The 24,332-nt window shown below is 64.4% G+C and carries 18 protein-coding genes; 14 read left to right on the forward strand and 4 right to left on the reverse strand.

Translation table 11 applies throughout. The features are described from left to right. Positions 1-243: 243 nt before the first annotated feature. Positions 244-1,656 carry a porin gene (locus tag VM621_RS07635; protein WP_414674507.1) on the reverse strand — a complete coding sequence of 471 codons (1,413 nt, stop codon included), beginning with the start codon at positions 1,654-1,656 and terminating at the stop codon, positions 244-246. 305 nt (positions 1,657-1,961) lie between these two features. Here VM621_RS07635 and VM621_RS07640 point away from each other — a divergent pair, with 305 nt between their 5' ends. The 8 genes from VM621_RS07640 to VM621_RS07675 all read left to right on the forward strand — a co-directional run bounded on the left by VM621_RS07640 (position 1,962) and on the right by VM621_RS07675 (position 12,196). Then, positions 1,962-4,220 (forward strand): TonB-dependent receptor, encoded by a 2,259-nt coding sequence (locus VM621_RS07640; RefSeq protein ID WP_325468371.1) that lies wholly within the window; start codon positions 1,962-1,964, stop codon positions 4,218-4,220. Positions 4,221-4,623: 403 nt separating this feature from the next. Continuing rightward, on the forward strand, positions 4,624-4,806 hold the full coding sequence (locus VM621_RS07645) for a hypothetical protein (RefSeq protein ID WP_325468372.1): 183 nt from the start codon (positions 4,624-4,626) through the stop codon (positions 4,804-4,806). Between the two features lie 41 nt (positions 4,807-4,847). Beyond that, entirely contained in the window at positions 4,848-5,183 is a 336-nt protein-coding gene (locus VM621_RS07650; RefSeq protein ID WP_325468373.1) for a hypothetical protein, read from the forward strand. A 4-nt stretch (positions 5,184-5,187) separates the two neighbouring features. Beyond that, on the forward strand, positions 5,188-5,562 hold the full coding sequence (locus VM621_RS07655; RefSeq protein WP_046969113.1) for a GntR family transcriptional regulator: 375 nt from the start codon (positions 5,188-5,190) through the stop codon (positions 5,560-5,562). Continuing rightward, a complete protein-coding gene (locus VM621_RS07660) occupies positions 5,559-6,416 on the forward strand; it encodes an ABC transporter ATP-binding protein (protein ID WP_325468374.1) in 858 nt (285 codons plus the stop codon). Before VM621_RS07655 ends, VM621_RS07660 begins: the two co-directional genes overlap by 4 nt. Beyond that, entirely contained in the window at positions 6,413-7,375 is a 963-nt protein-coding gene (locus VM621_RS07665) for a hypothetical protein (RefSeq protein ID WP_325468375.1), read from the forward strand. The genes VM621_RS07660 and VM621_RS07665 overlap by 4 nt, the downstream gene beginning before the upstream one ends. Before the next feature lie 65 nt (positions 7,376-7,440). Next, positions 7,441-8,688, forward strand: coding sequence for a serine hydrolase domain-containing protein (locus tag VM621_RS07670; protein WP_325468376.1), 1,248 nt, complete (start codon positions 7,441-7,443; stop codon positions 8,686-8,688). A gap of 94 nt (positions 8,689-8,782) precedes the next feature. Continuing rightward, the gene (locus tag VM621_RS07675) at positions 8,783-12,196 is read left to right on the forward strand and encodes a patatin-like phospholipase family protein (RefSeq protein WP_325468377.1); all 3,414 of its coding nucleotides are present in this window, start codon (positions 8,783-8,785) and stop codon (positions 12,194-12,196) included. A 10-nt stretch (positions 12,197-12,206) separates the two neighbouring features. On the opposite strand, the gene VM621_RS07680 is transcribed toward VM621_RS07675, so the two are convergent. Next, positions 12,207-13,604: a class II fumarate hydratase gene (locus VM621_RS07680; RefSeq protein ID WP_325468378.1), complete on the reverse strand. Its 1,398-nt coding sequence runs from the start codon at positions 13,602-13,604 to the stop codon at positions 12,207-12,209. Between the two features lie 141 nt (positions 13,605-13,745). On the opposite strand from VM621_RS07680, the gene purB reads away from it, so the two are divergent. Further along, positions 13,746-15,113, forward strand: coding sequence for an adenylosuccinate lyase (gene purB / locus VM621_RS07685; protein WP_325468379.1), 1,368 nt, complete (start codon positions 13,746-13,748; stop codon positions 15,111-15,113). Between the two features lie 900 nt (positions 15,114-16,013). Here purB and VM621_RS07690 read toward each other — a convergent pair. Then, positions 16,014-16,187 (reverse strand): hypothetical protein, encoded by a 174-nt coding sequence (locus VM621_RS07690; protein WP_325468380.1) that lies wholly within the window; start codon positions 16,185-16,187, stop codon positions 16,014-16,016. Positions 16,188-17,096: 909 nt separating this feature from the next. Further along, positions 17,097-17,600, reverse strand: a complete 504-nt coding sequence (locus VM621_RS07695) for a type VI secretion system tube protein Hcp (protein ID WP_325468381.1) — start codon at positions 17,598-17,600, stop codon at positions 17,097-17,099. A gap of 345 nt (positions 17,601-17,945) precedes the next feature. Here VM621_RS07695 and VM621_RS07700 point away from each other — a divergent pair, with 345 nt between their 5' ends. The 5 genes from VM621_RS07700 to VM621_RS07720 all read left to right on the forward strand — a co-directional run bounded on the left by VM621_RS07700 (position 17,946) and on the right by VM621_RS07720 (position 24,329). Then, on the forward strand, positions 17,946-18,761 hold the full coding sequence (locus VM621_RS07700; protein WP_325468382.1) for a DUF6402 family protein: 816 nt from the start codon (positions 17,946-17,948) through the stop codon (positions 18,759-18,761). Beyond that, positions 18,761-19,291 (forward strand): hypothetical protein, encoded by a 531-nt coding sequence (locus tag VM621_RS07705; RefSeq protein ID WP_325468383.1) that lies wholly within the window; start codon positions 18,761-18,763, stop codon positions 19,289-19,291. Before VM621_RS07700 ends, VM621_RS07705 begins: the two co-directional genes overlap by 1 nt. A gap of 359 nt (positions 19,292-19,650) precedes the next feature. After that, positions 19,651-20,853, forward strand: a complete 1,203-nt coding sequence (locus VM621_RS07710) for a cupin domain-containing protein (RefSeq protein WP_325468384.1) — start codon at positions 19,651-19,653, stop codon at positions 20,851-20,853. Between the two features lie 5 nt (positions 20,854-20,858). After that, positions 20,859-21,344 carry a hypothetical protein gene (locus tag VM621_RS07715; protein WP_325468385.1) on the forward strand — a complete coding sequence of 162 codons (486 nt, stop codon included), beginning with the start codon at positions 20,859-20,861 and terminating at the stop codon, positions 21,342-21,344. A gap of 132 nt (positions 21,345-21,476) precedes the next feature. Further along, entirely contained in the window at positions 21,477-24,329 is a 2,853-nt protein-coding gene (locus VM621_RS07720) for a 2-oxoglutarate dehydrogenase E1 component (protein WP_325468386.1), read from the forward strand. The last annotated feature ends 3 nt before the right edge of the window (positions 24,330-24,332 follow it).

The raw sequence follows: 24,332 nt of genomic DNA on the forward strand, positions 1-24,332 counted from the left end.
CGGCCGTAGGCCATATAGATACATAGGCCGCGCAGCGGCCTTCCGCACCGAACGCGGAGGACCTGTCTGAGCAGCGAGGGTGGGCGCCAAGGTCTCCCCGCGAAACGCCCAAGTGTACAAAGCGATGGCGAAGCCGAGCCCCGCGAGGCCGAAGGCGAGCCATCGGCAAGGTGCGAACGAACGCCCGGCATGCCGAGCGCCCGCCTCCCAGTCATCCGTGACGAACCAAAATAGGCCGACTACTCAGTAGTTCACCTGCAACTGCGCGCGAAGAAGCTGTCCATCGATACGACGGTACGGCGCCGCGCTGACATCCGTCCGGCGCATGTTCGCCCACGCCACCGCAAGTTCGACGGCACTGGACGGCTGCCACTCGACACCCGCCTCCAGTTCGTACACCTGCATCTTCGGCGCGTTGGTGTCGAACTTCGACGCGCCACGATACGTCTGCCACTTCGCATACGGCATCAGCGAGCCGAAATCGCCGTCGAACTTGTACATCACCTGCGCATAGCCGCCGCGAACCGATTGCGTGCGAATGATCCTTCGCGCGACGTCGAGCCCCGGACCTTGCCCCACTGTCCACTCCGCCTGGAAACCGAACGGCTGCGGGTAATACACCACATGTGCCGCGACGCGACGATCCGTCGAGCCGGCGACCGGCGCATCCACCGTTGGCGTGAATGTCGCGCCGCCGATGGCGGCCGACCCTGTCGCCACCTTGTAGCGCCCCGAGTAGGCATCCGCACCGACTTCGAGATACTGCCCGTTGGCGAATTTGAACGGGTAGGAAAAGTGGATCACCGAGTGCAGCTGGTCGTTGCGGTCCGGGCGATTCGCACCCTGACCGTTGTAGACGCCGACGCCAAACACGCCGTAGTCGCCCGAACCCTTCAGGCCCGACTTGACCAGATAGGCGTAGCGCTCCTTGATCTCCTTCGGCGTCCAGTAGAGGAACACGCCAAGATCCCGTTCATCGCGCACCGCCGAGTTGAGCGCGTCGGCGCGATCGAGGGCGAGGCGGTTCTGGCTCGACTGCAGGTCTTCCCAGCCATAGGGAATCTTCGACTGGCCCGCACGGATGCGAAACGTCTTGTCCTTGTCCAGCCACAGGTCCGCATACGCATCGCGCAGCTGGGCGAAGTTGCCGGTGCTCGATCCGGTCGGCGTACTGGCGAAATCCGGCTGGATGTAAATGGACATCTTGTCGGTGACGTCGCCACTGATGACCACGCGTGCGCGGCGAATGCCGAAGCCCTGTTCGCGACCGATGTAGCGATCGCCGGGCGATTTCAGGTCTTTCGCATCGCCGCCGGCCTCCTGGTTGTAGCGCATCTGCACGTAGCCACGAATGCCGATCTTGTCGTACCAGGCCTTGCCCGCCGGCGAGGCCGATTTAACCGCCGCAGCGGACGGCGTGACCGCGCCCGCCACCACGGTGGAGGCTGCCGTGGCGGGGGCCACGGCAGTGGCGGGGGGCGGGGTATCCGTCACTTGCGCGAACTTGCCCAGGCGCTGCCGCCCCGGACCCGGCTCCGCAAATAGCTGCCGCGTGGCCGAATCGACGTAGAGCTCGATCGCTTCTTGCGGTGCGCCCTCGGCGGCGGCGGTACCGCACATCGTCCAGAACGCAGCGGCCAGGGGGAACTTCTTCATACGCGGGTGCTCCGAAAATACTCATGGAATGTGTTGAGAAAAAGCTCAAACGTCGGCGATAGTGGTGCCTACATACCCGAAACGTCACGAACGCCTCCGGTGGAGCGGCACGTTATCGGCCACCCGTTGCACTTCCATGACAAGCCCAGGCCATTCGAATCCACGCAGTTTTCTGCGTTGCAACACTTCCGTCATGACCACGTCACAAGGGATAATTCGCAAAGACGCGCCCTCGCCAGGGGATCGGCTCGACCGAAGTTGGCGAGGCACTCTCCCACCCCAGGACCTCCCAGGCGGACCACACCATGTCTCTCGTTAGCTCGCGCCGTATGCCGCGACGTCTCGTCATCGCCCTGTCCATCGCCACGGCGCTCACCGCCGGCACGGCCATGAGCCAGGACGCCGCGCCCACTGCTCCGAAGGCCAAGACCGCCACGCTGGAGACCGTCACCGTCACGGCCGAGAAGCGCACGGAAGACCTGCAGAAGGTGCCCATCTCGATGACCGTGATCACGGCCGAGAAGCTCGAGGCATTCGGCCAGGCCGGCGACGGCGTGCTCCAGCTCGCCGCGCGCGCGCCGAGCGTGTATGCCGAGACATCGTATGGACGCGAGTTCCCGCGCTTCTACATCCGCGGCCTCGGCAACAGCGACTTCGACCTCAATGCGTCGCAGCCGGTGTCGATGGTTTACGACGATATCGTCCAGGAAAATCCCATCCTCAAGGGTTTCCCGCTGTTCGATCTCGACCAGGTGGAAGTGCTGCGTGGCCCGCAGGGCACCTTGTTCGGCCGTAACTCGCCGGCGGGCGTGATCAAGTTCGAATCGCGCAAGCCGACCCAGGAAACCGAAGGCTACGCCCGCGTCTCCTACGGCTCCTACGGCACGGCGAATGCCGAAGCCGCCATTGGCGGCAAGATCAGCTCCGACTGGTCCGGCCGCGTCTCCGCCATCGCCCAGCACCGCGACGGCTGGATCGACAACGACTTCAAGGGCCAGAAAGACGACCTCGGCGGTTACAACGACCGTGCTGTCCGCCTGCAGGCCATGTACAAGCATTCCGACGACTTCGATGCACTGATCAACGTGCATGGCCGCCTGCTCGATGGCAGTGCCATGGTCAACCGCGCCAACGCGATCACCCTGGGCAGCGACCAGTTCGTCCAGGGCTTCGACCGCGACTCGGTCTCGCAGGACGGCAACAACCGGCAGCACCTGTTCACCTGGGGCAGCAACCTGCACCTGAACTGGCACTTCGGCGACCTGAACTTCACCTCGATCACCGGCCTGGAACGCGCGCAGACGTACAGCCTGGGCGATGTGGACGGCGGCTACGACGCCTCCGAGACGCCGGCCCGCCCAAGCAACACCAATCGCACCACGCCCTTCTACTCGGAGACCGCGGACGCCCTGCCGAAGGATCGCCAGCTCAGCCAGGAATTCCGCCTGTCCAACGACAGCGCGGAACGCCTGAAGTGGCAGGTGGGTACGTACTACTTCGACGAAGACGTCGCGATCACGAACTACTCGTACGACACGCTGAACAACCACGCCCTCAACGGCCTGGTCGACCAGAGCCAGCACACGAAGGCCTGGGCGCTGTTCGGCTCGACCGATTACCAGTTCACCGACGAATTCGACGTCCGCGCCGGCGCCCGCTGGTCGCACGACAAGCGCGACTTCAGCGCGCAACGCTTCATCGGCTTCACCGGCCCGATCGGTCCGCTGACCTCCAAACCGACCGACTCGCGCTGGAGCGGCGACCTGACCGGTACCTGGCAGCTGTCGAAGAACGCGAACGTGTACGCGCGCGTCGCCAACGGTTTCCGCGCGCCCAGCGTGCAGGGCCGCATCACCTTCGCCAACAGCATTTCCACGGCACGGCCGGAGACGGTCACGTCGTATGAAGTCGGCTTCAAGTCCACCACGGAAGACAACAAGCTCCGCTTCAACGCAGACGTCTACAAGTACAACATGCACAACCAGCAGCTCACGGCGGTGGGTGGTGCGAGCAATGTCACCGAGCTGATCAACGCGAAGAAGACCGAGGGCTACGGCGCCGAGTTCGATCTCGAGGCCTACCTGACGCCGCAGTTCTACATGACGGCCGGCGGCAGCTACAACCACACCGAGCTGAAGGACAAGAACCTGGCCATCGCGCCGTGCGGCGGTGGCTGCACGGTGCTCGATCCGCTCAATGCCGACGGCAATGCGCTGATCAATGGCAATTCGCTGCCCAACGCACCGAAGTGGATCGGCACCTGGACCGCGCGCTACGGTATCCCGTACGGCGAAAGCGGCGAGTTCTTCGTCTACACCGACTGGAACTACCGCAGCGAGGTGAACTTCTTCCTGTACGACTCGGCGGAGTTCAAGAGCAAGCCCTTCCTCGAAGGCGGCATCCGCGTCGGCTATAACTGGGACTTCGGCAAGCGCGAGATCGCCCTGTACGGTCGCAACATCACCGACAAGAAGGTGATCACCGGCGGTATCGACTTCAACAACCGCACGGCCTTCGTCAACGACCCGCGCATCATCGGCGTGGAGTTCCGCGCGGAGCTGTAAGGCTCCAGCCGCCTTGATCGGCTAACGGCCGGCCCCGCAAAGGGCCGGCCGTTTTCGTTGCTGACCAGCCCGTCCGTGTGGGAGCCCCTCGTGTGGGACCCCCTCCGTGTGGGACCCCCTCCGTGTGGGAGCCGCTTCAGCGGCGATCCCGCGGCAGCGGGCAGGCTCGCCGCCAGCACCCCACCGCTGAAGCGGCTCCCACGGGCCTGCGCAGCTCTCGCCTAAACCTTTCCCCCGGAAGCCGCATCAGAGCTGGTGCCACCGACGCACCCCACCAGCACAGCGCGGCACGGCATAGGCCATAAGTCATATGGAATTTCACGAAATTCCGGTTGACGACTAAAAATCTGGTGTTATAGTTCACTACAACACCGGTCACCCACACCACCACTGGAGTACAGACATGAAAAACCTCAACCTCGCCGCCCTCGCTGCCGCCTTCGCCATCGCCACGGCTTCCCTGGCCGGTTTCCACAGCACCTCCACCGCCGCCGCCCCGCTGACCGAAATCAACGGCACGCATGTCACCGACCTCGCCCCGATCGTTGTCTACGCCAACGCCGACGCCAACGTCGCCTCCCTCTAACCCCACCGACCGACCTGCAGCAAAGTCATCGGAGTCGAATCATGAAAGCGCCGAACCTCATCGCACTCACCGCCTCTGTCCTGATCGCCGGAACCAGCGTGTTCGCCCTGCGCTCCTTCGATGACCGCGCCGCTGCCCTGGTCGCCGCCCCCCATTTCGTCAACGGCGTTCGCGTCGTCGACCTCCCGGCACTCCAAGTGCGGCCCACCGACGCCGATGTGCGCGAGGCCGCCCTGGCAAGCGAGGCCACCCTGGACTCGGCGGCTGCCGCCCTCAAGCGCAGCGCGGAAGATCGCGCCGCTGCCTTGATCGGCGCCCAGCTGGCCATGCCCTACTATTCGTTTGGTAATGCACTGCGCCGCACGGCCAAGGATTAAATACATGTCCATCACCTGGAACGACAGCGTCCCGATTTACCGCCAGCTCCGCGAACGCGTGGTGGCGATGATCCTGGACGGCGCCTTGAACGAAGGCGACCCGCTGCCGTCGGTACGCCAGGTCGCGGGGGATTTTCAGATCAACCCGCTGACCGTTTCCAAGGCGTATCAGGAGCTGGTCGACGAACAACTGGTTGAGAAACGGAGGGGTCTTGGCATGTTCGTGATCGATGGGGCGCGTGACGCGCTGCTCAAGAGTGAAAGGGAGCGCTTCCTGCGCGAAGAATGGCCGGCGCTGTTTGCCCGCCTCCAGCGCATGGGCCTCGACCTCAAGACTTTAATGCGTGAAGCCCAGGGCTCCACGGAGGATCCGTCATGACCGCGGTCGTTACCGCCACCGGCCTGAGCAAACGCTACAAGTCCTCGCAGGCGCTCGATGGCGCCACCTTCCAGATCGGATCGGGGCGCATCGTCGGCCTGATCGGCCCCAACGGTGCAGGCAAGACGACCGCGCTCAAGGCGATCCTCGGGCTGACCACGTTCGAGGGCGAGCTCAACGTCCTCGGCCTGGATCCGCGCAAGGACCGCGACAAGCTGATGGAACAGGTCTGCTTCATTGCCGACGTCGCGGTGCTGCCACGCTGGATACGGGTAAAGGACGCGGTGGACTTCGTCGCCAACACCCACCCCCGCTTCGACCGCGCCAAGTGCGATGCCTTCCTGGCCCGCACGAAGCTGCAGCCGCAGCAAAAGGTGAAACAGCTTTCCAAGGGCATGATCGTGCAGTTGCACCTGGCCCTGGTGATGTCGATCGACGCGCGGCTGCTGGTGCTCGACGAACCGACGCTGGGCCTGGATATCCTCTATCGCAAGCAGTTCTACCAGAGCCTTCTGGAAGACTACTTCGACGAGGAGAAGACCATCCTGGTCACCACCCATCAGGTCGAGGAGATCGAGCACATCCTCACCGACCTCATGTTCATCCGCGACGGCAAGATCGTGCTCGATACCGACATGGACAGCCTGGGCGAGCGTTTCGCCGAGGTCCTGGTCGGCGCCGAGTTCGCACACGCGGCCCGGGAACTGAAGCCGCTCGACGAGCGTCAGGTCTTCGGCAAGAGCATTTTTCTCTTCGACAACGTCAGCCGGCCCGAGCTGGAACGCCTGGGCGAGGTACGACGCCCGTCGATCGGCGACCTCTTCGTCGCCACCATGAAGGGCACCTACGCATGAAAACCTTCTACTGGCTGGTCAAGCGCGAATTCTGGGAACACAAGGGCGGCTTCTTCTGGGCTCCCGTGATCACCGGCATCGTCTTCCTCGTGCTCAACGGCATGGGCATCGCCCTGGGCGAAGTGTTCGGGCGGCGATGGGGCGGCCTGCAGTTCGGCGGCGGGCATGTCCACTTCGAGAACAACATGAGCCTGGTGGACCTGCGCAACGCCGGGGCCGGCATCGACATCATGCTTTATGCGGTCGCGGCGATCATCCTGGGCGTCGCCGCCATCGTGGTCTTCTTCTACTGCCTTGGCGCGCTCTACGACGACCGCCGCGATCGCAGCATCCTGTTCTGGAAGTCGCTGCCGCTGTCGGATACCTCCACCGTGCTGTCCAAGCTGGCCAGTGCCGCCCTGCTCGCTCCCGCCATCGCGATCGCGGTCGGCGTGGTTGTCGGACTGATACTCGCCCTGCTTCTCGCCGTCGTCGCCACGATCCACGGCATCAGCCTCTGGTCGCTGTTGATGGCATCGCATCCGCTCCATGTCGCGATCAACATGGTGCTGCTGCTCCCGCTGTATGCGATCTGGGCATTGCCGACACTGGGCTGGCTGCTGCTCTGCTCGGCCTGGGCCAAGAGCAAGCCGTTCCTCTGGGCTATCGCCCTGCCCGTCGGCTCCGGCGTCATCGTCTCCTGGTTCGGGCTGATGGGTCTGCTCAATCTGTCGACCGACTGGTACTGGAAGAACGTGGTCGGCCGCCTGCTGGGCAGCCTTGTCCCCGGCAGCTGGGTCGGCAACGCCTCGCCGCTGGTGGTCCCGGACCACAACGATCCGGCCGCTGTGCTCGACAGCCTGGGTCTGGCCTATCACTACAGCGCCCTGGCCAGCCCGTCGCTCTGGATCGGCGCCGCGGCGGGTATCGCGATGATCGCCGGCGCCATCTGGTTCCGCCGCTGGCGGGACGAAAGCTGAAACGATGATTGGGCGGCCCCTTCGGGGGCCGCCTTCCGTTGATGGGTCACACTTGGAGGTCGCTCATGGTCCGTCCGCCCTGGTTCCTGCTCATTCCGCTAGCCCTCCTTATCGCCGGCTGCGCCACGCACCCGACGGCTCCCGCCGCAGCGAAACCCCTGCGTGGCGAGGCCCTCGACCAGCGTGTCGAGCAGCTGATGAAAGCGGCCAACGTGCCCGGCCTCGCCATCGCGATCATCGAAGATGGCAAGGTGACCTACCTGCACGCCTACGGCGAGCGTGATACGGCGCAGCACCTGCCCCTGCAGACCGACACCGTGATGTATGCGGCATCGATCACCAAGCTGGCCTTCTCGTACGCGGTCATGGGACTGGTCGACGACCATCGGCTCGATCTCGACGCGAGCATCGCCAGCGATCTTCCCAAGCCCCTTCCCGCCTACGAGAAATATGCGGACCTCGCCAGCGATGGCCGCTGGAGGGCGCTCACGCCGGCCATCCTGCTCAGCCACCGCTCGGGATTCTCCAATTACCGCTATTGGCCACCGGGCAAGGACTACGATCCGAACGGCAAGCTTGCGTTCTACTTCGATCCAGGCACGCGCTACGCGTATTCCGGCGAAGGCATCAACCTGCTGCAATTCGTGATCGAGAACGGCAAGGGTATCGACGTGGACACGCTGATGCGCGATCGCCTGTTCACCCCCTATGGCATGACGCGGACCGCCATGACCTGGCGCGACGATTTCTCCGGCAATGTCGCTATCGGCTACGACGAACACGGCAAGGCCCTGGGCCATAAACGCCGAGAATCCGTGCGCGCGGCGGGATCGATGGACACGACGCCGCGCGACTACGCGCAGCTGCTGGCCGCCATGGTTCGCGGTGATGGCCTTAGCGCCGCCACCTACCGGAACTGGCTGACGCCGCGCATCGCGATCCGTTCGCTGCAGCAGTTCCCGACGATCGGCGCGCCCGATACCACCGACAACGCCGGCATCGGGCTCGGCTACGGATTGGGTATGGCCCGCTACCATTCGAGCGCGGGGCCGGTGTTCTTCAAATCGGGCCATGACGACGGGACGAACAACCTCGCGGTCTGCCAGATCGATTCGCGCACCTGCGTCCTGCTCATGAGCAACAGCTCCAACGGCGAAAGCATCTTCGCCTACCTGCTGGAAGCGACGATCGGCGAAACCTGTTTTCCCTGGTACTGGGAGAACTACATTCCGTTCGACCATCCCGAACTCGGCGGCGACGCCGGGCGCGTCATGCACCATCCTTCGTGCACCGTGCCGAAAGCGTCGATCTGATCCTCGCGCCATGGCCCGGAAGCGTGCGCCAGCGCACGCGAATACGCTGCATGGCGTGTTGCACGCGCTGGCCGCAGGGTCTACAAACGGAGGCATGAGCACAGCAGCCGCCGCGGCAACGGAGCCGACCACGGAGAGCGAACGCGAAGCGTTGGCCCGACGCCGCTCCGCCGCCGGCATCGACCCCGCCGCGCCACGCGTGGGGCTCGCCTTCTCCGGCGGCGGTATCCGCAGCGCCACCTTCTGCCTGGGCGTGCTTCGCGCCCTCGCCCGCAACAAGGTGCTGCATCGGTTCGACTACTTGTCGACCGTCTCCGGCGGCGGCTATATCGGCTCGGCATTCGGGCGGCTGTTCCACGCCGGCAAGGATGGCGACGCCGCTTCGGTCGAGAAGGGTGTGGCGGACGACGGCTCCCTGTTCCTCTGGTGGCTGCGCAATAACGGCCGATTTCTCGCGCCGGCCGGCGCGTCGGACCTGATCCAGGCCCTGGCGAGCCAACTGCGCGGTTTCCTCGCGACGCAGGTGGAAGTCGCGGTCCTGATCATGCTGTTCGCCGGTGCGATCACCCTGCCCCACCTGGCCTATTCCTGGGTGTTCGCCGTGCGCGAAGGCATGCCCGTCGCGATGAGCCTGTGGTGGTGGCTGTTGCCCTTGCCGGCCGCCGGCGCACTGACCATGTGCTACGCGTACTGGTTTCTCGGCAAAGCGAGTGCGAGCGGACTGGCTACCGCCGTGCTGGCCACCATCGTGGGCCTCTATCTGGCCGCGCAGGCCAGCGCCACGCCCACCTCGTTCGACGCGACCCTCCTGTGGCTCGGGGCCATTGGCATGTTGCCTTCGCCCGTGGCCTGGGTCTGCGCACGGGTGAGCAGCCTGCGCCGTTCCGAGGAAACCAACCGGGTGCGTTACACCAAGGGGCTGGCCAGGTGCCTGAAAGCGCTGGCGGTGGTCTTTGCCTTCGGCCTGCTCGACATGCTCAGCTGGTACATGAAGCTCTGGCTGACCCAGATCGGCGGTGAGGCCGCCGGTGGCAACGTCGCGGCCGGCGTCGGCGTGACGACGGTGCTCATCGGCATCGCCCGCTTCGTCCTGCCGATGCTGCAGACAGGCAGCAAGTCCGGGATCGCAAAGCTACCCTGGGGCATGCTCGCCAACGTGCTCGGCCTGATACTCGTGATGGCCCTGGCGCTGTTCTGGATGACGATCTTCCAGACCATCATCTTTCCCGACAAGGGCGACGTGCTCGGCAATCTCTTGCGCAATGCGTACGCGCGCTGGGCCAGCGTCTTCGTCATCAGCCTCGCCTACGTGCTGTTGAACGGCCGGGCGCTGCAGCAACTGAATCGATCGTCGCTGCATTTCTTCTACCGCTCGCGCATCGCCCGGGCCTATGTGTCGGTGGGCAATGGACCCGATGGCGGCGCCGCGCATCCCCGCTTTCCCGCCAGTCCCCTCGTCGCGAACTCGCGTAGCCTGACCGAGCGCACGGCGAAGATCACCTCGCTCATGGATGGCGACGATGTCGCCATGACCGACTACGTACCCCACCACTTTGGTGGGCCGATCCACCTGGTCAACTGCTGTATCAACCAGACGGTGGACGATCGCACCGGCACGTACAACGCCGACCGCAAGGGCGTCAGCCTGACCGTGAGCGCGCTGGGCGTGGAAACCGGAACGCAGCTGCCCGAAGATGGCTCGGCGGCCTTGTTACGTGACAGCACCGTCGCCGAGTGGATCGCCATTTCCGGTGCCGCAATCGGCTCGGGCATGGGCTCGCTGACCCGCCCGGGCACGGCCGCCATGGCGTTCCTGAGCGGGCTTCGACTCGGCTATTGGCAAGACAACCTCACCGTAGGTTCGGTGCGGCGCCACGGCCCGGTCGCCAAATACTTCGCCGTATTACGTGAGATGTTCGCGCGCTTTCCCGGCCTCGGCAGCGCGGAGTGGTATCTGTCCGACGGCGGCCATTTCGACAACACCGGCGTCTACGCGCTGCTGAAGCGCCAGCTGGCGTTGATCGTGCTGGTGGATGGCGGGGCCGACCCCGATTACTGCTTTGCCGATGTCGAGAACCTCGTGCGCAAGGCACGCATCGATTACGACGCGACCATCGCCTTCGTCGATCCCGCGGGCCTCATACCGCTGGCCGGCGCGTTAGCGCCGATGTTCGGTACCCCCGAGACCATCTCCAACGGGCCGGGCGACGCGCATCTCCTGTTGGCGCGCATCACCTATGCCGACGGACAGCGCGGCACCCTGCTCATCGTCAAGCCGCGAACCACCGACGACATGCCGCTGGATATCGCCGGCTATGCCAACCGCGAGGAAAGCTTCCCGCAGCAAAGCACGAGCAATCAGTTCTTCAACGAGGCGCAGTGGGAAAGCTACTGCGAGCTTGGCGTGCTGCTTGGTGCGCCGGTCGATCCGTCGCTCATCGGCCACCTGCCGGTATGGGCGTGGAACGCTCCGGTCATCGGCGCGAACGCGGCGCTGCTTTCACCTGCCGCCGCGCCCATGAGCCGCACGCAACGCCTCGCCACGACCGTCGGCACATCCATCGGCGTCGGTGCCTTGCTGACCGCACTCCTTGCCGGTTGGCAGGCCTGGGACTCGCACAAGCAACAGATGGTGCAGATGCAATCGGCAGCCAACGAACAGACCAAGGAGGTCAACGACGAAGTGCGTTCCCTGCTCACGTATCTGTCTGCGCCCGAACGGCAGAGCGCGAGTTTCGATCCCTCGGTGGACGCGACGGTGAACCTGCTTACCTCGGATATCGGCAATGCCACGCTGTCCGACCAGCAGGTGAAGACCATGCAGGATCTGGCCAACCTGCTCTCGCCGATCTGTGCGCGCACGCAGGACGCCACGCTGGTGACGCAGTGCGACTACGACCTGTTCGTGCTGACCAATAGCGGACATCGGCCGACGAGTGCGTGGAACGACGCCATGGCCAACTACAACGGCTGGCGCGATCCCGCCGCGGTCGCCTTCGTGTCGGCAACGACGACGGCGGCGAGCATGAGCCTTGGTCTGCCGGAAGCCGGACCCTCGCCGCCCCCGCCGCCGGTACGCGCTCCGGCAACCCGGCCGGCGGCCGCGCCGATCGATCGCACGCAACTGCGCAACGATGCCATCGCCAGCTGTGCGGAGAACGGGCAGACATTCATGCTCTATACGCAGATCTACGATGAAAGCCAGCGCGACGATGTGCTCAGGAGCCTCGCGCCGGTGCGCGAACTGGGCATCGTGGTTCCCGGTGTCGAGAATGTCACCGACACCGCCAAACGCAATGGCAAGCACAGCCCGTTCGAGTGGAAAGCGCCGACCCTGCTTTATGCGCCCGAAGGCAAGACCTGCGCGACGGCCCTGGTCAAATGGGGCAATGCCACCCTGCCGGCGCTGGCGACAACGCCGGCGAAAGCCGTTGCCCTCCCCGTCGGAACGGGGACGAGCAACGTGCTGGAGCTATGGATCCCACGGCGCCGAGCGGCTACCCCGTAACAGTGGCCGATCAGCCGCCACCACCGCCGCCGCCATGGATGCCGCCCTTGGTCAGCGCGGCGGGGTCGAGCAGCTTGGCGAGCTCGGCCTTCGACAGGCCGGTGGTCTCCAGGGCCACGTCCATGATCGGACGCTTTTCCTTGTAAGCCTGCTTGGCCGTCGCGGCGCCCTTCTCGTAGCCGATGACCGGATTGAGCGCGGTCACGAGGATCGGGTTCTTGTCGAGCGCCTCGCGGATGTGTTCCTCGTTCACCTTGAAACCGGCGATGGCCTTGTCGGCCAGCAAGGTCACGACGTTGGCGAGGATCTCGATCGACTGCAGCAGGTTGTACGCAATGACCGGCAGCATCACATTGAGCTGGAAGTTACCCGACAGGCCGCCGATGGCGATCGTCGCGTCGTTGCCGATGACCTGGGCGGCGACCATGGCGGCGGCCTCCGGAATCACCGGATTGACCTTGCCCGGCATGATCGACGAGCCCGGCTGCAGTGCCGGCAGCTCGATCTCGCCCAGGCCCGCCAGCGGTCCGGAGTTCATCCAGCGCAGGTCGTTGGCGATCTTCATCACGGCCACCGCCAGTGCGCGCAGCTGGCCGGAAAGTTCGACCGGTGCATCCTGTGCCGCCATGCCGGCGAAATAATTCGTCGAGGATTCGAACGTCACGCCGGTGAGCTTCGACAACTCGACCGCCACGGCCGGGCCGAACTTGGGATCGGCATTGATGCCGGTGCCGACGGCGCTGCCGCCCTGGGGCAGGCGACGCGTGCGCTTGAGGGTGTCGGTGATCCGTTCGGACGCGTCGGCGATCTGCGCGGACCAGCCCGAGAGCTCCTGGCCGAAGGTGATCGGCATCGCGTCCATCAGGTGGGTGCGGCCGGTCTTGACCACCTTCTTCAACTCTTTGGCGCGCGTATCGATGGTCTTGCGCAGGTGCTTCAGCGCTGGCAACAGCTTTTCGGTCGTCGCCAGCGTGGCGCTGACCAGGATGGCGGTAGGAATGACGTCGTTGGAACTCTGGCCCGCGTTGACGTGGTCGTTCGGGTGCACGGTCGTGCCGGCGGCCGCGGCGAGGTGGGCGATGACCTCGTTGGCATTCATGTTCGAACTGGTGCCCGAGCCGGTCTGGAACACGTCGATCGGGAAGTGCTCGTCGACGCCGCCGGCGGCGACCTGCTCGGCCGCGGCGCGGATCGCCTTGGCCGAGGCCTTGTCCAGGTGGCCGAGCTTGACGTTGGCCTCCGCCGCGGCCGACTTGATCAGGCCCAGCGCACGGATGAATTCGCGCGGCATGGTCAGCCCCGACACCGGGAAGTTGTCCACCGCCCGCTGGGTCTGTGCGCCATAAAGAGCCTTGGCGGGTACCTTCAACTCGCCCATGCTGTCGCGTTCGGTGCGGAATCTGCTCATGCGGGGGTTCCTGTGGGAGGGATCGGGTCACGATAAGCCTAATCGCGTCATCGTTCTACGCCGATTCCCACGGGCCGGGCCTCCCCTGCCCGCTGGCGGTATAATCACCGGCTGCTCCCGCCTAGCCTCCAGGAACGCCCCATGTCCCACGCCACGCTGACCGCCCTCTCGCCGCTGGACGGCCGCTACGCCGCGAAGGTGGAGCCGCTGCGCCCAATCTTCAGCGAGTTCGGCCTCATGCATCGCCGCGTGCACGTGGAAATCCACTGGCTGCTGGCCCTGGCCGCGAACCCGGGCATCGTCGAGCTGCCGCCGTTCCCGGCCGACGCCGTGACCCGGCTGATCGCCATCGCCGACGATTTCTCGATCGAAGACGGCGAACGGATCAAGGCGATCGAGGCGACCACCAACCACGACGTCAAGGCGGTCGAATACCTCATCAAGGAAAAGATCGGCAACGATCCCGCCCTCGCCCAGGCCAAGGAATTCGTGCACTTCGCCTGCACCAGCGAAGACATCAACAACCTCGCCTACTCGCTCATGCTGCGCGACGCCCGCGAGTCGGTGCTGCTGCCGGCGCTGGACCAGGTCATCGCCAGGCTGCGCGGCCTCGCGCACGAACATGCCGGCCTCTCGCTGCTTGCCCGCACGCATGGGCAGACCGCGTCGCCGACCACCATGGGCAAGGAAATCGCCAACGTCGTCGCGCGCCTCGAGCGCCAGCGTCGCCAGCTCGTCGCCATCGAAATCCCGGGCAAGATCAACGGCGCCGTCGGCAATTACAACGCGCACGTTATCGCCTACCCTGCCGTCGACTGGCCGGCCCTTGCATCGAGCTTCGTCGACGGCCTCGGTCTCACGTTCAACCCGTACACCACGCAGATCGAGCCACACGACGGCATCGCCGAGTTCGCCGACGTGCTGCGCCGGATCAACATCATCCTGATCGACCTCGCGCGCGACATCTGGGGTTACATCTCGCTGGGCTACTTCCGCCAGGCGCTCAAGGCGGGTGAAGTCGGTTCCTCGACCATGCCGCACAAGGTCAACCCGATCGACTTCGAGAACGCCGAAGGCAACTTCGGCCTCGCCAACGCCCTGCTCGGCCACTTCGCCGAAAAGCTGCCGATCAGCCGCTGGCAGCGCGACCTCACCGACTCCACCGTGCTGCGCGCGCTGGGCACCGCGTACGGTCACTCGCTGGTCGCGATCGAGTCGCTGCTCAAGGGCCTTGGCAAGCTCAACGTCAACGCCGATCGCGTCGCCGCCGATCTCGACGCCAGTTGGGAAGTCCTCGCCGAAGCCGTACAGACCGTCATGCGTCGGTTCGGCCTGCCGGAGCCGTACGAACAGCTCAAGGCGCTCACCCGCGGACAGGGCATCACGAAGGAGTCGATGCGCGCCTTCATCGCCGGGCTCGACCTTCCCGCCGACGCGAAGCAGGCACTCGCCGAACTGACGCCTGCGTCTTACATCGGCCTTGCGGACAAGCTCGCGAAAGCCATCTGATCCAACGCGTCATCGCCTATGAAAAAGCCCGGCATTCACATGCCGGGCTTTGTCATGGCTCTTCGCCGGGCATTCTTTCGCACCTCGCACCTCGCACCTCGCGCGGGGCTCGCCTTTGGCTTCGCGGGGCTCGGCTTTGCCATCGCTCTCTACACTTGGGCGTCTCGCGGGGAGACCTTGGTGTCCACCCTCGCTGCTCAGACACGTCCTCCGCGTTCGAGAAGGAAAGGCCGCTCACGCGGCCCGTGTATCTATTTGGCCTACGGCCGCTCCACTTGTGCGGAACTCGCCTCGAGGGTGGACACCAAGGTCTCTCACGACGGTACGGTTGATTGGCAGGAGAGCCGTTGGCGTGGTGCCGTCGTCGGCCCCGGCCTCTCCGGGACACGAAGGCGATGCGGAAGCCGTTGCTGGTAACCGGTTGCGGAACGCCTTACTCGCGTCTGCGCTTCCGCCGGCGTGCTGGCGTGCTGGCGTGCCGGCGAGGCTGCAAGGCTGCAAGGCTGCGAGGCTGCCGACAATGCTGCGCGCTTTGGCCCGACCCACGCGAACATCAGGGTCCGGGAGAGCCTTCGGTGCCCACCCTCGAGGCGAGTTCCACACAAGTGGAGCGGCCGTAGGCCAAATAAGTACACCGCCGCGCAGCGGCCTTTCCGGTACGAAACGCGGAGGACGTGTCTGAGCAGCGAGGGTGGGCACCGAAGGCTCTGCGCCGCCACGTCACCGAACGCTCTGCGCCTCACCCCTGACGCACTCGGCGGCGCGCGAGCCGCTAAAAACACGCACTCGCAAAAAGCGAATGAACCACCTGGGTATCGCCGCACCAGCCAGCATTGAGCGGCGTACATCGCCCACGAAAAAGCCTGGCATGCGAATGCCGGGCTTTTATAGGTTCAGGCGTCAGTGGTGGTCGTGATCGTTGCAGCTGTTGTCGCGATGGTCGCGATCGTCACAATGATGATCGGGGCCATTGTTGTAGCGGTCGGGGCCACCGTCGCGGTGATCGCGAATGATGCAACCACTGAGTGAAGCGACGGACGACAGAATCACGGCGATGAGAAGAAGACGTTTCATGGGCGGCTCCGGAGATAACGACGGCGCGTTACGTTGTTACAACGTACGCTCGGCTGCATCAAGGAGCGATGAATGCGCCTCGAATCCTGTCCCACTCCATCTTGATGTGCCCGCGATGCGCACTGGACGCCCATGACGACCAATGCATCGATTGCCCCGAGCGCCAATAGCACTCTCTGCCGGTCCGGGATCTCGTCATCGTGTAGTGACTCGACGAGCAAGCCCGTCACCCCACGCGCGTACTGCAAGAACTCGCTCGCATCATTTAACAGTGCATTTATCCCAGCCTCCGCGTCGAGGCAAAAGCTCCCTTCGCCGAGCGTTCCGTACGTTTCCATGGACAACTCATTAGGACCGCACCTCCGCCGAGGTGTGGCGCGTCGCGAACAACATGACGCGCCACCATCGCTCGGACGATGAGTTCTCAACGGCGTGTCCGTGACCGGACGCCGGGCGGTTTGATCGAGAAGTGGGATGCGGCGTCAGTCGTTGCTTTCCAGGCACGCGGCTAGGCGCCGAGTGTCGCCGGCAAGAAATGTCTCATTTCAACGGCGGCCGCCGCGGTTCTTCAACCGTGTCTGCGACGCGTGCGGACGGCCCGATTACCGTTGAGGGAGGCCCCGCAGGAGAGCGGCGCGCGTGGGAATGCCTTAGTATTTGGCTTAGCCATGGTCAACCTTGCTTGTTGATTAGGGTCAGCGGACCTTGTGGTGCTTCTACACCCATGGTCCGCGCTTCTCATCTCTTCGAGCGATGGTTGCCTGCGGTGTGCGAAAGGCGGTTCCGCAGGCAACTCATACAACCTAGCAAACTCAACAATCTGTTGTCATGAGAATGTTTGGGTAGCGCGGAAAAAAGACCTGATAAGTTGGCCGCTCGGCGCTTCGACGATCGACCATTGCCGTCGCATCAGACTGTGTACGTCTTGTCGTTCTTCGTCAGGCTCCATGCCCCCAGCGTCATTCCGCCCTGACCGCCGTCGATGTTCTGCTTCTGGTATCTCCACTGGATTGCTGCATAGCGAAGCGACATCATCTCCGTCGGAAGCGATGCCTCGCCGACGTCGAGAAAGATTTGTGAGATCAGCACATTCTTGAGTTGAATCTCAAGATACTTCACTCGCTTGCCATCCCCAGCATCGCGATAAAGGTCGATTTGTGCCGACCGAAACGTCGTGCCTCCCGACAGGTACTGGTAGAGCATTGGGCTCGCTGAATCGAGTTCCTTGAACAGCGATATGTCTCCGTGCTCGGCACGTTGTGTCGCATGACCACCGGCCGTGGACACGACAGGAGACGTCGGCTGATGCATTTCGTGGCGAAGCGACTTCAGTTCGATCCACTGGCCGTGATCCTTGTCCAAGGACTCACCATTCAGGTCGGGACCGCACAGTTTCAGATAGATGCTTTTCATGAAATTCCTTTCTTTGATGGGATCTGGCGTGCGTGATGACGTCATCGCACCTGCAGCCTTCTATAGAAATTCGGTTCCGAATACATGAGACCAACGAACATCTAGTTCTGACGTAATGCCTGTATTCATGCGACTGACAAGCTCGCATGAATGGACACACACTCCGTATAGATGTGTCCGATTTTTCGCATTCCGCCACGGCCGTCCGATCACTACCATCCCCGCCCAACACCTTTTTACCGAAGAACGGAAACGGGCCAGCAAGGGGTCTCTACACCATGGAAGCGTCGAATGTCGCCTCATGGATAGCGAGAGTTCGAGCACCTATAGGGAAGGATGATAAGCATGATCGGAAGTTCGTCGCACCAGGAAAACGTTGCAGCCGTCAGGGAGTCGATCGAAATGATTCCTGTCGCCATGCGTCGGATGGGATGGAGAGTCTCGGCCGAATTGATGGAGCGCTGGCTACGTTCACCCGCGTGGGTGTTGCCGAGCAAGTGGAAGTCGAACAATCCACCGGATCCCAGAACACTGGCGTCCGCGCACCTTGATCAAAAAATCGTCCGCATGAGTTGGGCGATGGCCAACCCGCGCGTGCGCATCGCGATGGATGAGCTGCGTGCAAAGATGGCGAACGGTCCAGCAAGGGCGAATCTACGTGACCGGATCTCTACCTTGCCGTGGCTGTCGCACCAAAAGATGGCCTTCGGCAGTCAAAGCGACAGCGCGGTACAACTGGACCAAACCTGCCAATCGAACCGCGTATCCTTTGGCGGCATGATGGACACGATGGATGATTTGTACGGAGGCATTGGCAGAGCGACCTTGAAGGTGGCGCTGATCGGTGAAGCAACGCGCGACGCAAGAACAGGAAACGACTCGCTCCGGATTACGCATGCCGGCTTCTACATCCGCGATACGTACGACTTTAGTGGCATCCAGTACTTAGGAACCTGGACGGAATCGGGCGTTCTGAACAAGTCACAGATGCTCATGGCCTCGGTGAGCGACGGCCTGACATTCCGCTGGGGCAAGCCACTTGGCCACAGGTCCAATCAGGATTTCGAGACGCTCAGGCGCCTCACCGGGGTGGGCGGCGACTTTGTTCTCTATTCCGACGTTTACTGGGAGCGCGTGGACCTTTTACTGGATCTGAGCTGATGCGTGTAAAGGTGATCCTCGCCCTCGCTGCGGCTGCTGGTGGTGCCGCGGTCTATCAGGCGTCCGAATGGTGGGAGCGTGCCTATGCGATCTACGTCGCTTCGGAAATAAGCCCCGATGGTTGTTTTCGCATCGATACCTACACGCCATTTTGGGTCTTGCCGTCAATGCTTCATCGAAGCCCGGATCCCGATCCCGCAATCCGTAACAGCCTAGGTAGGCCTTGGGACATGGCTGTATTCAGGCGTGCGTACGAAATCAGCACAGGCGAACTGCTGGGTGAGACGGTCGTCTTCGACCCGGTGGGTCCGGCCGATCGCAACTATTGGAACACCTCAAGAACTCCTGGCCGCCGCACTGTGTTTGCCAATGAATTTCTTCTTTTCGACTCCGACCGTTGTTCCGACGATGCGACGCTCGCCAAGCTCGAGGCATTCTACGAACAGCAGCGGGAAGCGAACCGAACGATTGTGAACGCCTGGGAAGAAGAACGCAGGCGCGCGAATTCTCCGACGGGGACCGGTCAGTAACGCGTCGAAGCTCGGTTTCGACGGAGACAACGACAGCGCGTTACATCGCTACAACATACGGCGAAGGCGGCAGTGGACCCGGTCGACATCGACGCCATGCTTGCCAGGGCGCTGACAACCGCGCGCGCAGGGCATGCAAAAAGCAACGGACACGTCCGAGCTCATGGAGCCTTACGGCATTGCGCTCGGCGAAACCGCCAAACGCGCGCCGAAAGGCAGCCCCGAGTGGCGCTTCGGGACGCGGAGACGCCCTGGTTTCGCCAGCTTATGGTCGATCGTTGCCAGCCGACGATCCAGCGCCTTCGCTCACGGCTGCACACCCCTGAGACAGGAGCCCTAACGCGGCTACAATGCCGCCCATGGCCATCCAGACCCCCACCCGCAAGCCCCTCCCGATCGAAGTGCGCGGCAGCGCCAGCCAGCCGCTCGGCATGAGTGCCGCGCAGTTCCTGCGCGACTACTGGCAGAAGCGACCGTTGCTCATCCGCAACGCCTTCCCGGACTTCGAGCCGCCGATCCAGCCCAATGACCTCGCTGGCCTGGCCTGCGAAGAAGGCGTGCTCGCCCGCCTCATCGTCCACGACGAGAAGCGCGACCGCTGGACCGTGAAGAGCGGCCCCTTCGAGGAAGCCGAATTCGGCAAGACCCCCAAGCGCGACTGGACCCTCCTGGTCCAGGACGTCGACAAATGGGACAGCGATGTCGCCGGCCTGCTGGAGCACTTCGCCTTCCTGCCTAGCTGGCGCGTGGACGATGTGATGATCTCTTACGCCGAGGACGGCGGTGGCGTTGGCGCCCATGTGGACCAGTACGACGTCTTCCTCCTCCAGGGTATCGGCCAGCGCCACTGGGCGATCAGCGACGACCCGGATGCCCCGCTCGACTTCCGCACCGATGTCGAGCTGAAGCAGTTGAAGGCATTCCTGCCCACCCACGAGTGGCTGCTCGAACCCGGCGACATGCTCTATCTGCCCCCCGGCGTGCCGCACGACGGCATCGCCCTCGGCGATTGCATGACCTTGTCGGTCGGCATGCGTGCGCCTTCGCAGGCGGAACTCACCGGCGACCTCGCGGACTTCCTCGCCGAGCGCATGCCCGACGAACTGCGCTATACCGACCCCGACCTCGTTCCGGCCAAGCGCACGGGCGAAATCGACTCGGCCGCGCTGAACCGACTGCGCCAGGCCCTGCCCTTCGCGGCGGCGCTCGACCGCGACCTGCTGGCCGACTGGTTCGGACGCTTCATCACCCGCTATCGCAACGCCCAGGTGCCAGCCGCGCCGCCCAAGGCCAGCACGGCCGCCGCACTGGCGAAGGCACTCGACGCCGGGGCCACCCTTGTCCGTCACCCGTTTGCCCGCCTGGCGTGGGTCCGCGGCAAGAAGGACGCAACGCTTTACGTGAACGGCCACGCCTACCCTTGCCCGATCGACCTCGCCGAGCGCCTTTCGGCGGAACGCGAGCTCCGGGTCGCCGCCACGGCGAATCCCGCCGAACGCGAGGTCCTCCTGGCCCTGGTCAACGAGGGCCAGCTGGTCGTGCGCAAGGGTCGTCGCCGGTGACCGGCATGGCGGACACGGCGCTGACCGTCGAGGACCGCGCCGGTCTCGAGGCAGCCCATGTTCGCCTGCTGGGGCAGGCCCGCTACCGCGCCGCGATCTATCTGCCCCGGATGGAACCCGGCATCCTCGATAGCGAGGCGATCCTCACCGAGCTGCGCCGCCTCGCCACCAGTGGCAGGCCGGCCCAGATCCGCATCCTGACCCACGACGCCGAGCAGGCGCTCCGCGACGGGCACCGGCTGATCGCCCTCGCCCAACGCCTGCCCACGGCGGTCGCCATCCGCATGCCGGTGGACGAATCCCACCTCGGATATGCCTCCGCGTTCATCTGCGATACCAGGAGTGGCTACCTGTTCCGGCCGGTGGCCAGCCGCTACGAAGCGCGGGGCGATCTCGACGCCCCCGGTGAGACCTCTCGCCTGATGGCGTATTTCGACGAAGTCTGGGAGCGGGCCGAGCCGGCCTGGCAGATAAGACCACTCGGAATCTGAAAGGCATACGAAACGTGAATCCGGGTTGGCGCGGCGCAACAGCACGGAGCTATACTTAACGGATTCTTATGCCGCGGCGCGTCCCCACACGTCCAGCGGCAGCCCGTCCTTTTCGTGTGTGCCGGTGGTGACGTGAGCGCAAACCTGATCCGCGAGTTTTCCGAATCCTCCCAACTCGCCGGCGGCAACGCCGACTACGTAGAGCAAGTCTACGAAGCCTGGCTGGCCGATCCCGGCTCCGTCCCGGGCGAATGGGATACCTATTTCAAAACCTTCAAGGGTCGCGAGGCCGGGGATGTCGCCCATTCCGGCGCCATCGCCCGTATCGAAGCCGCGCAGAAACAGCGCCGCACGGCCGCCCCGGCACCTGCCGCCGGCTCCGCCGATAACGCTTACGCGCAGAAACAGGCCGGCGTGCTCCGCCTCGTCACGGCCTATCGCTCGCGCGGCCACATCGCGGCGCAGCTCGATCCGCTCGGCCTGACCGTCCCGGATATCGACACCCCCGACCTCGGCCTGGCCTTCCACGGCCTGTCCGACGCCGATCTGGGTACCGAGTTCGATGCCGGCACCTTCGCCGGCGGCGGCCAGCGCATGACGCTGCGCGACCTCCTCGCGAAGCTCAAGCAGATCTACACCGGCACCGTCGGCGCCGAGTTCATGTACATCTCCGATTACGACCAGCGCGCGTGGATCTACTCGCGCCTGGAAAAGGCCGCCGGTTCGCCGGGCCTGCAGAAAGCGGAAAAAGTCCGTGTTCTGGAGGCCCTCACCGCCGCCGAAGGCCTGGAGCGCTACCTCCACACCAAGTACGTCGGCCAGAAGCGCTTCTCGCTCGAGGGCGGCGAAAGCATGATTCCGATGGTCGATGACATCGTCCGCGCCGCCGGCGACAACGGCGTCAAGGAAGTGATCATCGGCATGGCCCATCGCGGCCGCCTCAACGTTCTCGTCAACATCCTCGGCAAGGCGCCCTCGCAGCTCTTCAACGAGTTCGAAGGCAAGTTCGAGCATGACGACAGCCCGATGCACACGGGCGACGTGAAGTACCACCTCGGCTTTTCCGCCGACGTCAAGACGCCGAACGGCGGCGTGCACGTCGCGCTGGCGTTCAACCCGTCGCACCTGGAAATCGTCAATCCGGTCGTCGCCGGTTCCGTGCACGCGCGCCAGTCGCGCCGCCGCGATACCGCCCGCGAGAAATCGATGGCCCTGCTGATCCATGGCGACGCGGCCTTCGCCGGCCAGGGCGTCAACATGGAACTGATGCAGATGTCGCAGGCCCGTGGCTTCGCCATCGGCGGCACGCTGCACCTGGTGATCAACAACCAGGTCGGTTTCACCACGTCCAAGCGCGAAGACGCCCGTTCCACGCTGTACTGCACCGACCTGGCCAAGATGGTCAACGCACCGGTGTTCCACGTGAACGGCGACGATCCGGAAGCCGTGCTCCAGGTCACCCGCCTGGCCTACGAGTTCCGCAAGCAGTTCAAGAAGGACGTGGTCATCGACCTCGTCTGCTACCGCCGCCACGGCCATAACGAGGCCGACGAGCCGGCGGCGACCCAGCCGCTCATGTACCAGATCATCCGCAAGCGTCCGACCACGCGCGATCTCTACGCCCAGGCGCTGGTGAAATCGTCGACGATCGGTGCGGACGACGGCCAGAAGATGCTCGACGATTATCGTGCGCGCCTCGAGAAGGGCGAGCCGCTGATCGCGATCGATCCGAACCCGACCCGTGACATCCCGGTGGACTGGAGCCGCTTTCAGAAAACCAACCTGGCGATGGAAGTGAACACGGGCGTGCCGCGCGAGCAGCTTGCCAAGGTGTCCGACGTTCTGCTGAACATCCCGGCAGGCGTGACGCTGCACGCACGCGTCGCCAAGATCTACGAAGACCGCCGCAAGATGGCCGCCGGCGAACTGCCCGGCGACTGGGGCTTCGCCGAGAACCTCGCCTACGGCACGCTCATCGCCGAAGGCAACGACCTGCGCATCGTCGGCCAGGACGCCGGCCGCGGCACGTTCTTCCACCGCCACGCCGTGCTGCACGACCAGTCCAGCGACGACACCTTCATGCCCCTGTCGAAGGTCCGCGCCGATGCGCGCGTCGACGTGATCGACTCGCTGCTCTCCGAAGAAGCCGTCATGGCCTTCGAGTACGGCGAAGCCACGACCTCGCCCGACCAGCTCACCATCTGGGAAGGCCAGTTCGGCGACTTCGCCAACGGCGCCCAGGTCGTCATCGATCAGTTCATCAGCTCGGGCGAAGCCAAGTGGGACCGCCTCTGCGGCCTCACGCTGCTGCTGCCGCACGGTCAGGAAGGCGCGGGCCCGGAGCATTCCTCCGCCCGCCTGGAGCGTTTCCTCCAGCTGTGCGCACTGGACAACATGCAAGTCTGCGTGCCGACGACCCCGGCCCAGGCGTTCCACATGATCCGCCGCCAGCAGGTGCGCCCGGTGCGCAAGCCGCTGATCGTGATGACGCCCAAATCCCTGCTCCGCCACAAGCTCGCCGTGTCCTCGCTGGACGAACTGGCCAACGGCAAGTTCCAGCTCGTGATCGGCGAACATCGCGACCTCCCGACGAAGAAGGTCAAGCGCGTCGTCGTCTGCTCGGGCAAGGTCTACTACGACCTCCTCGAAGACGCCGACAAGCGCGGCGTGACCGACGTCGCCCTCGTGCGTGTCGAGCAGCTGTATCCGTTCCCGCGCCCGGAAGTCTCGGCCGAACTGGAGAAGTACGCTTCCGCCAAGGAAGTCGTCTGGTGCCAGGAAGAACCGATGAACCAGGGCGCCTGGTTCCAGATTCGCCACCACCTGCAGGCCTGCATCGGGTCGAAGCAGAGCCTCTCCTATGCCGGACGCTCTCGCTCGCCGTCGCCGGCACCGGGCCATCTCAATACCTATATCGCCGAACAGACGGCGCTCGTCGAGCAAGCGCTCGTCGCGCCGGTCGGCACCGATCACGCAGCGGAGTAAGGC

Source organism: Luteibacter sp., assembly GCF_035539195.1.
Lineage (GTDB): Bacteria > Pseudomonadota > Gammaproteobacteria > Xanthomonadales > Rhodanobacteraceae > Luteibacter.

Excerpts from the sequence above, each read along its gene's own strand:
- VM621_RS07670 (WP_325468376.1), top strand. The coding sequence starts at position 7,441 with ATGGTCCGTCCGCCCTGGTTCCTGCTCATTCCGCTAGCCCTCCTTATC.
- VM621_RS07680 (WP_325468378.1), bottom strand. The coding sequence starts at position 13,604 with ATGAGCAGATTCCGCACCGAACGCGACAGCATGGGCGAGTTGAAGGTA.
- VM621_RS07710 (WP_325468384.1), top strand. The coding sequence starts at position 19,651 with ATGGCCATCCAGACCCCCACCCGCAAGCCCCTCCCGATCGAAGTGCGC.
- VM621_RS07675 (WP_325468377.1), top strand. The coding sequence starts at position 8,783 with ATGAGCACAGCAGCCGCCGCGGCAACGGAGCCGACCACGGAGAGCGAA.
- VM621_RS07660 (WP_325468374.1), top strand. The coding sequence starts at position 5,559 with ATGACCGCGGTCGTTACCGCCACCGGCCTGAGCAAACGCTACAAGTCC.
- VM621_RS07705 (WP_325468383.1), top strand. The coding sequence starts at position 18,761 with ATGCGTGTAAAGGTGATCCTCGCCCTCGCTGCGGCTGCTGGTGGTGCC.
- VM621_RS07695 (WP_325468381.1), bottom strand. The coding sequence starts at position 17,600 with ATGAAAAGCATCTATCTGAAACTGTGCGGTCCCGACCTGAATGGTGAG.
- VM621_RS07650 (WP_325468373.1), top strand. The coding sequence starts at position 4,848 with ATGAAAGCGCCGAACCTCATCGCACTCACCGCCTCTGTCCTGATCGCC.
- VM621_RS07635 (WP_414674507.1), bottom strand. The coding sequence starts at position 1,656 with ATGAAGAAGTTCCCCCTGGCCGCTGCGTTCTGGACGATGTGCGGTACC.
- VM621_RS07640 (WP_325468371.1), top strand. The coding sequence starts at position 1,962 with ATGTCTCTCGTTAGCTCGCGCCGTATGCCGCGACGTCTCGTCATCGCC.
- VM621_RS07655 (WP_046969113.1), top strand. The coding sequence starts at position 5,188 with ATGTCCATCACCTGGAACGACAGCGTCCCGATTTACCGCCAGCTCCGC.
- VM621_RS07700 (WP_325468382.1), top strand. The coding sequence starts at position 17,946 with ATGATCGGAAGTTCGTCGCACCAGGAAAACGTTGCAGCCGTCAGGGAG.
- VM621_RS07645 (WP_325468372.1), top strand. The coding sequence starts at position 4,624 with ATGAAAAACCTCAACCTCGCCGCCCTCGCTGCCGCCTTCGCCATCGCC.
- VM621_RS07690 (WP_325468380.1), bottom strand. The coding sequence starts at position 16,187 with ATGAAACGTCTTCTTCTCATCGCCGTGATTCTGTCGTCCGTCGCTTCA.
- VM621_RS07665 (WP_325468375.1), top strand. The coding sequence starts at position 6,413 with ATGAAAACCTTCTACTGGCTGGTCAAGCGCGAATTCTGGGAACACAAG.
- purB (WP_325468379.1), top strand. The coding sequence starts at position 13,746 with ATGTCCCACGCCACGCTGACCGCCCTCTCGCCGCTGGACGGCCGCTAC.
- VM621_RS07715 (WP_325468385.1), top strand. The coding sequence starts at position 20,859 with ATGGCGGACACGGCGCTGACCGTCGAGGACCGCGCCGGTCTCGAGGCA.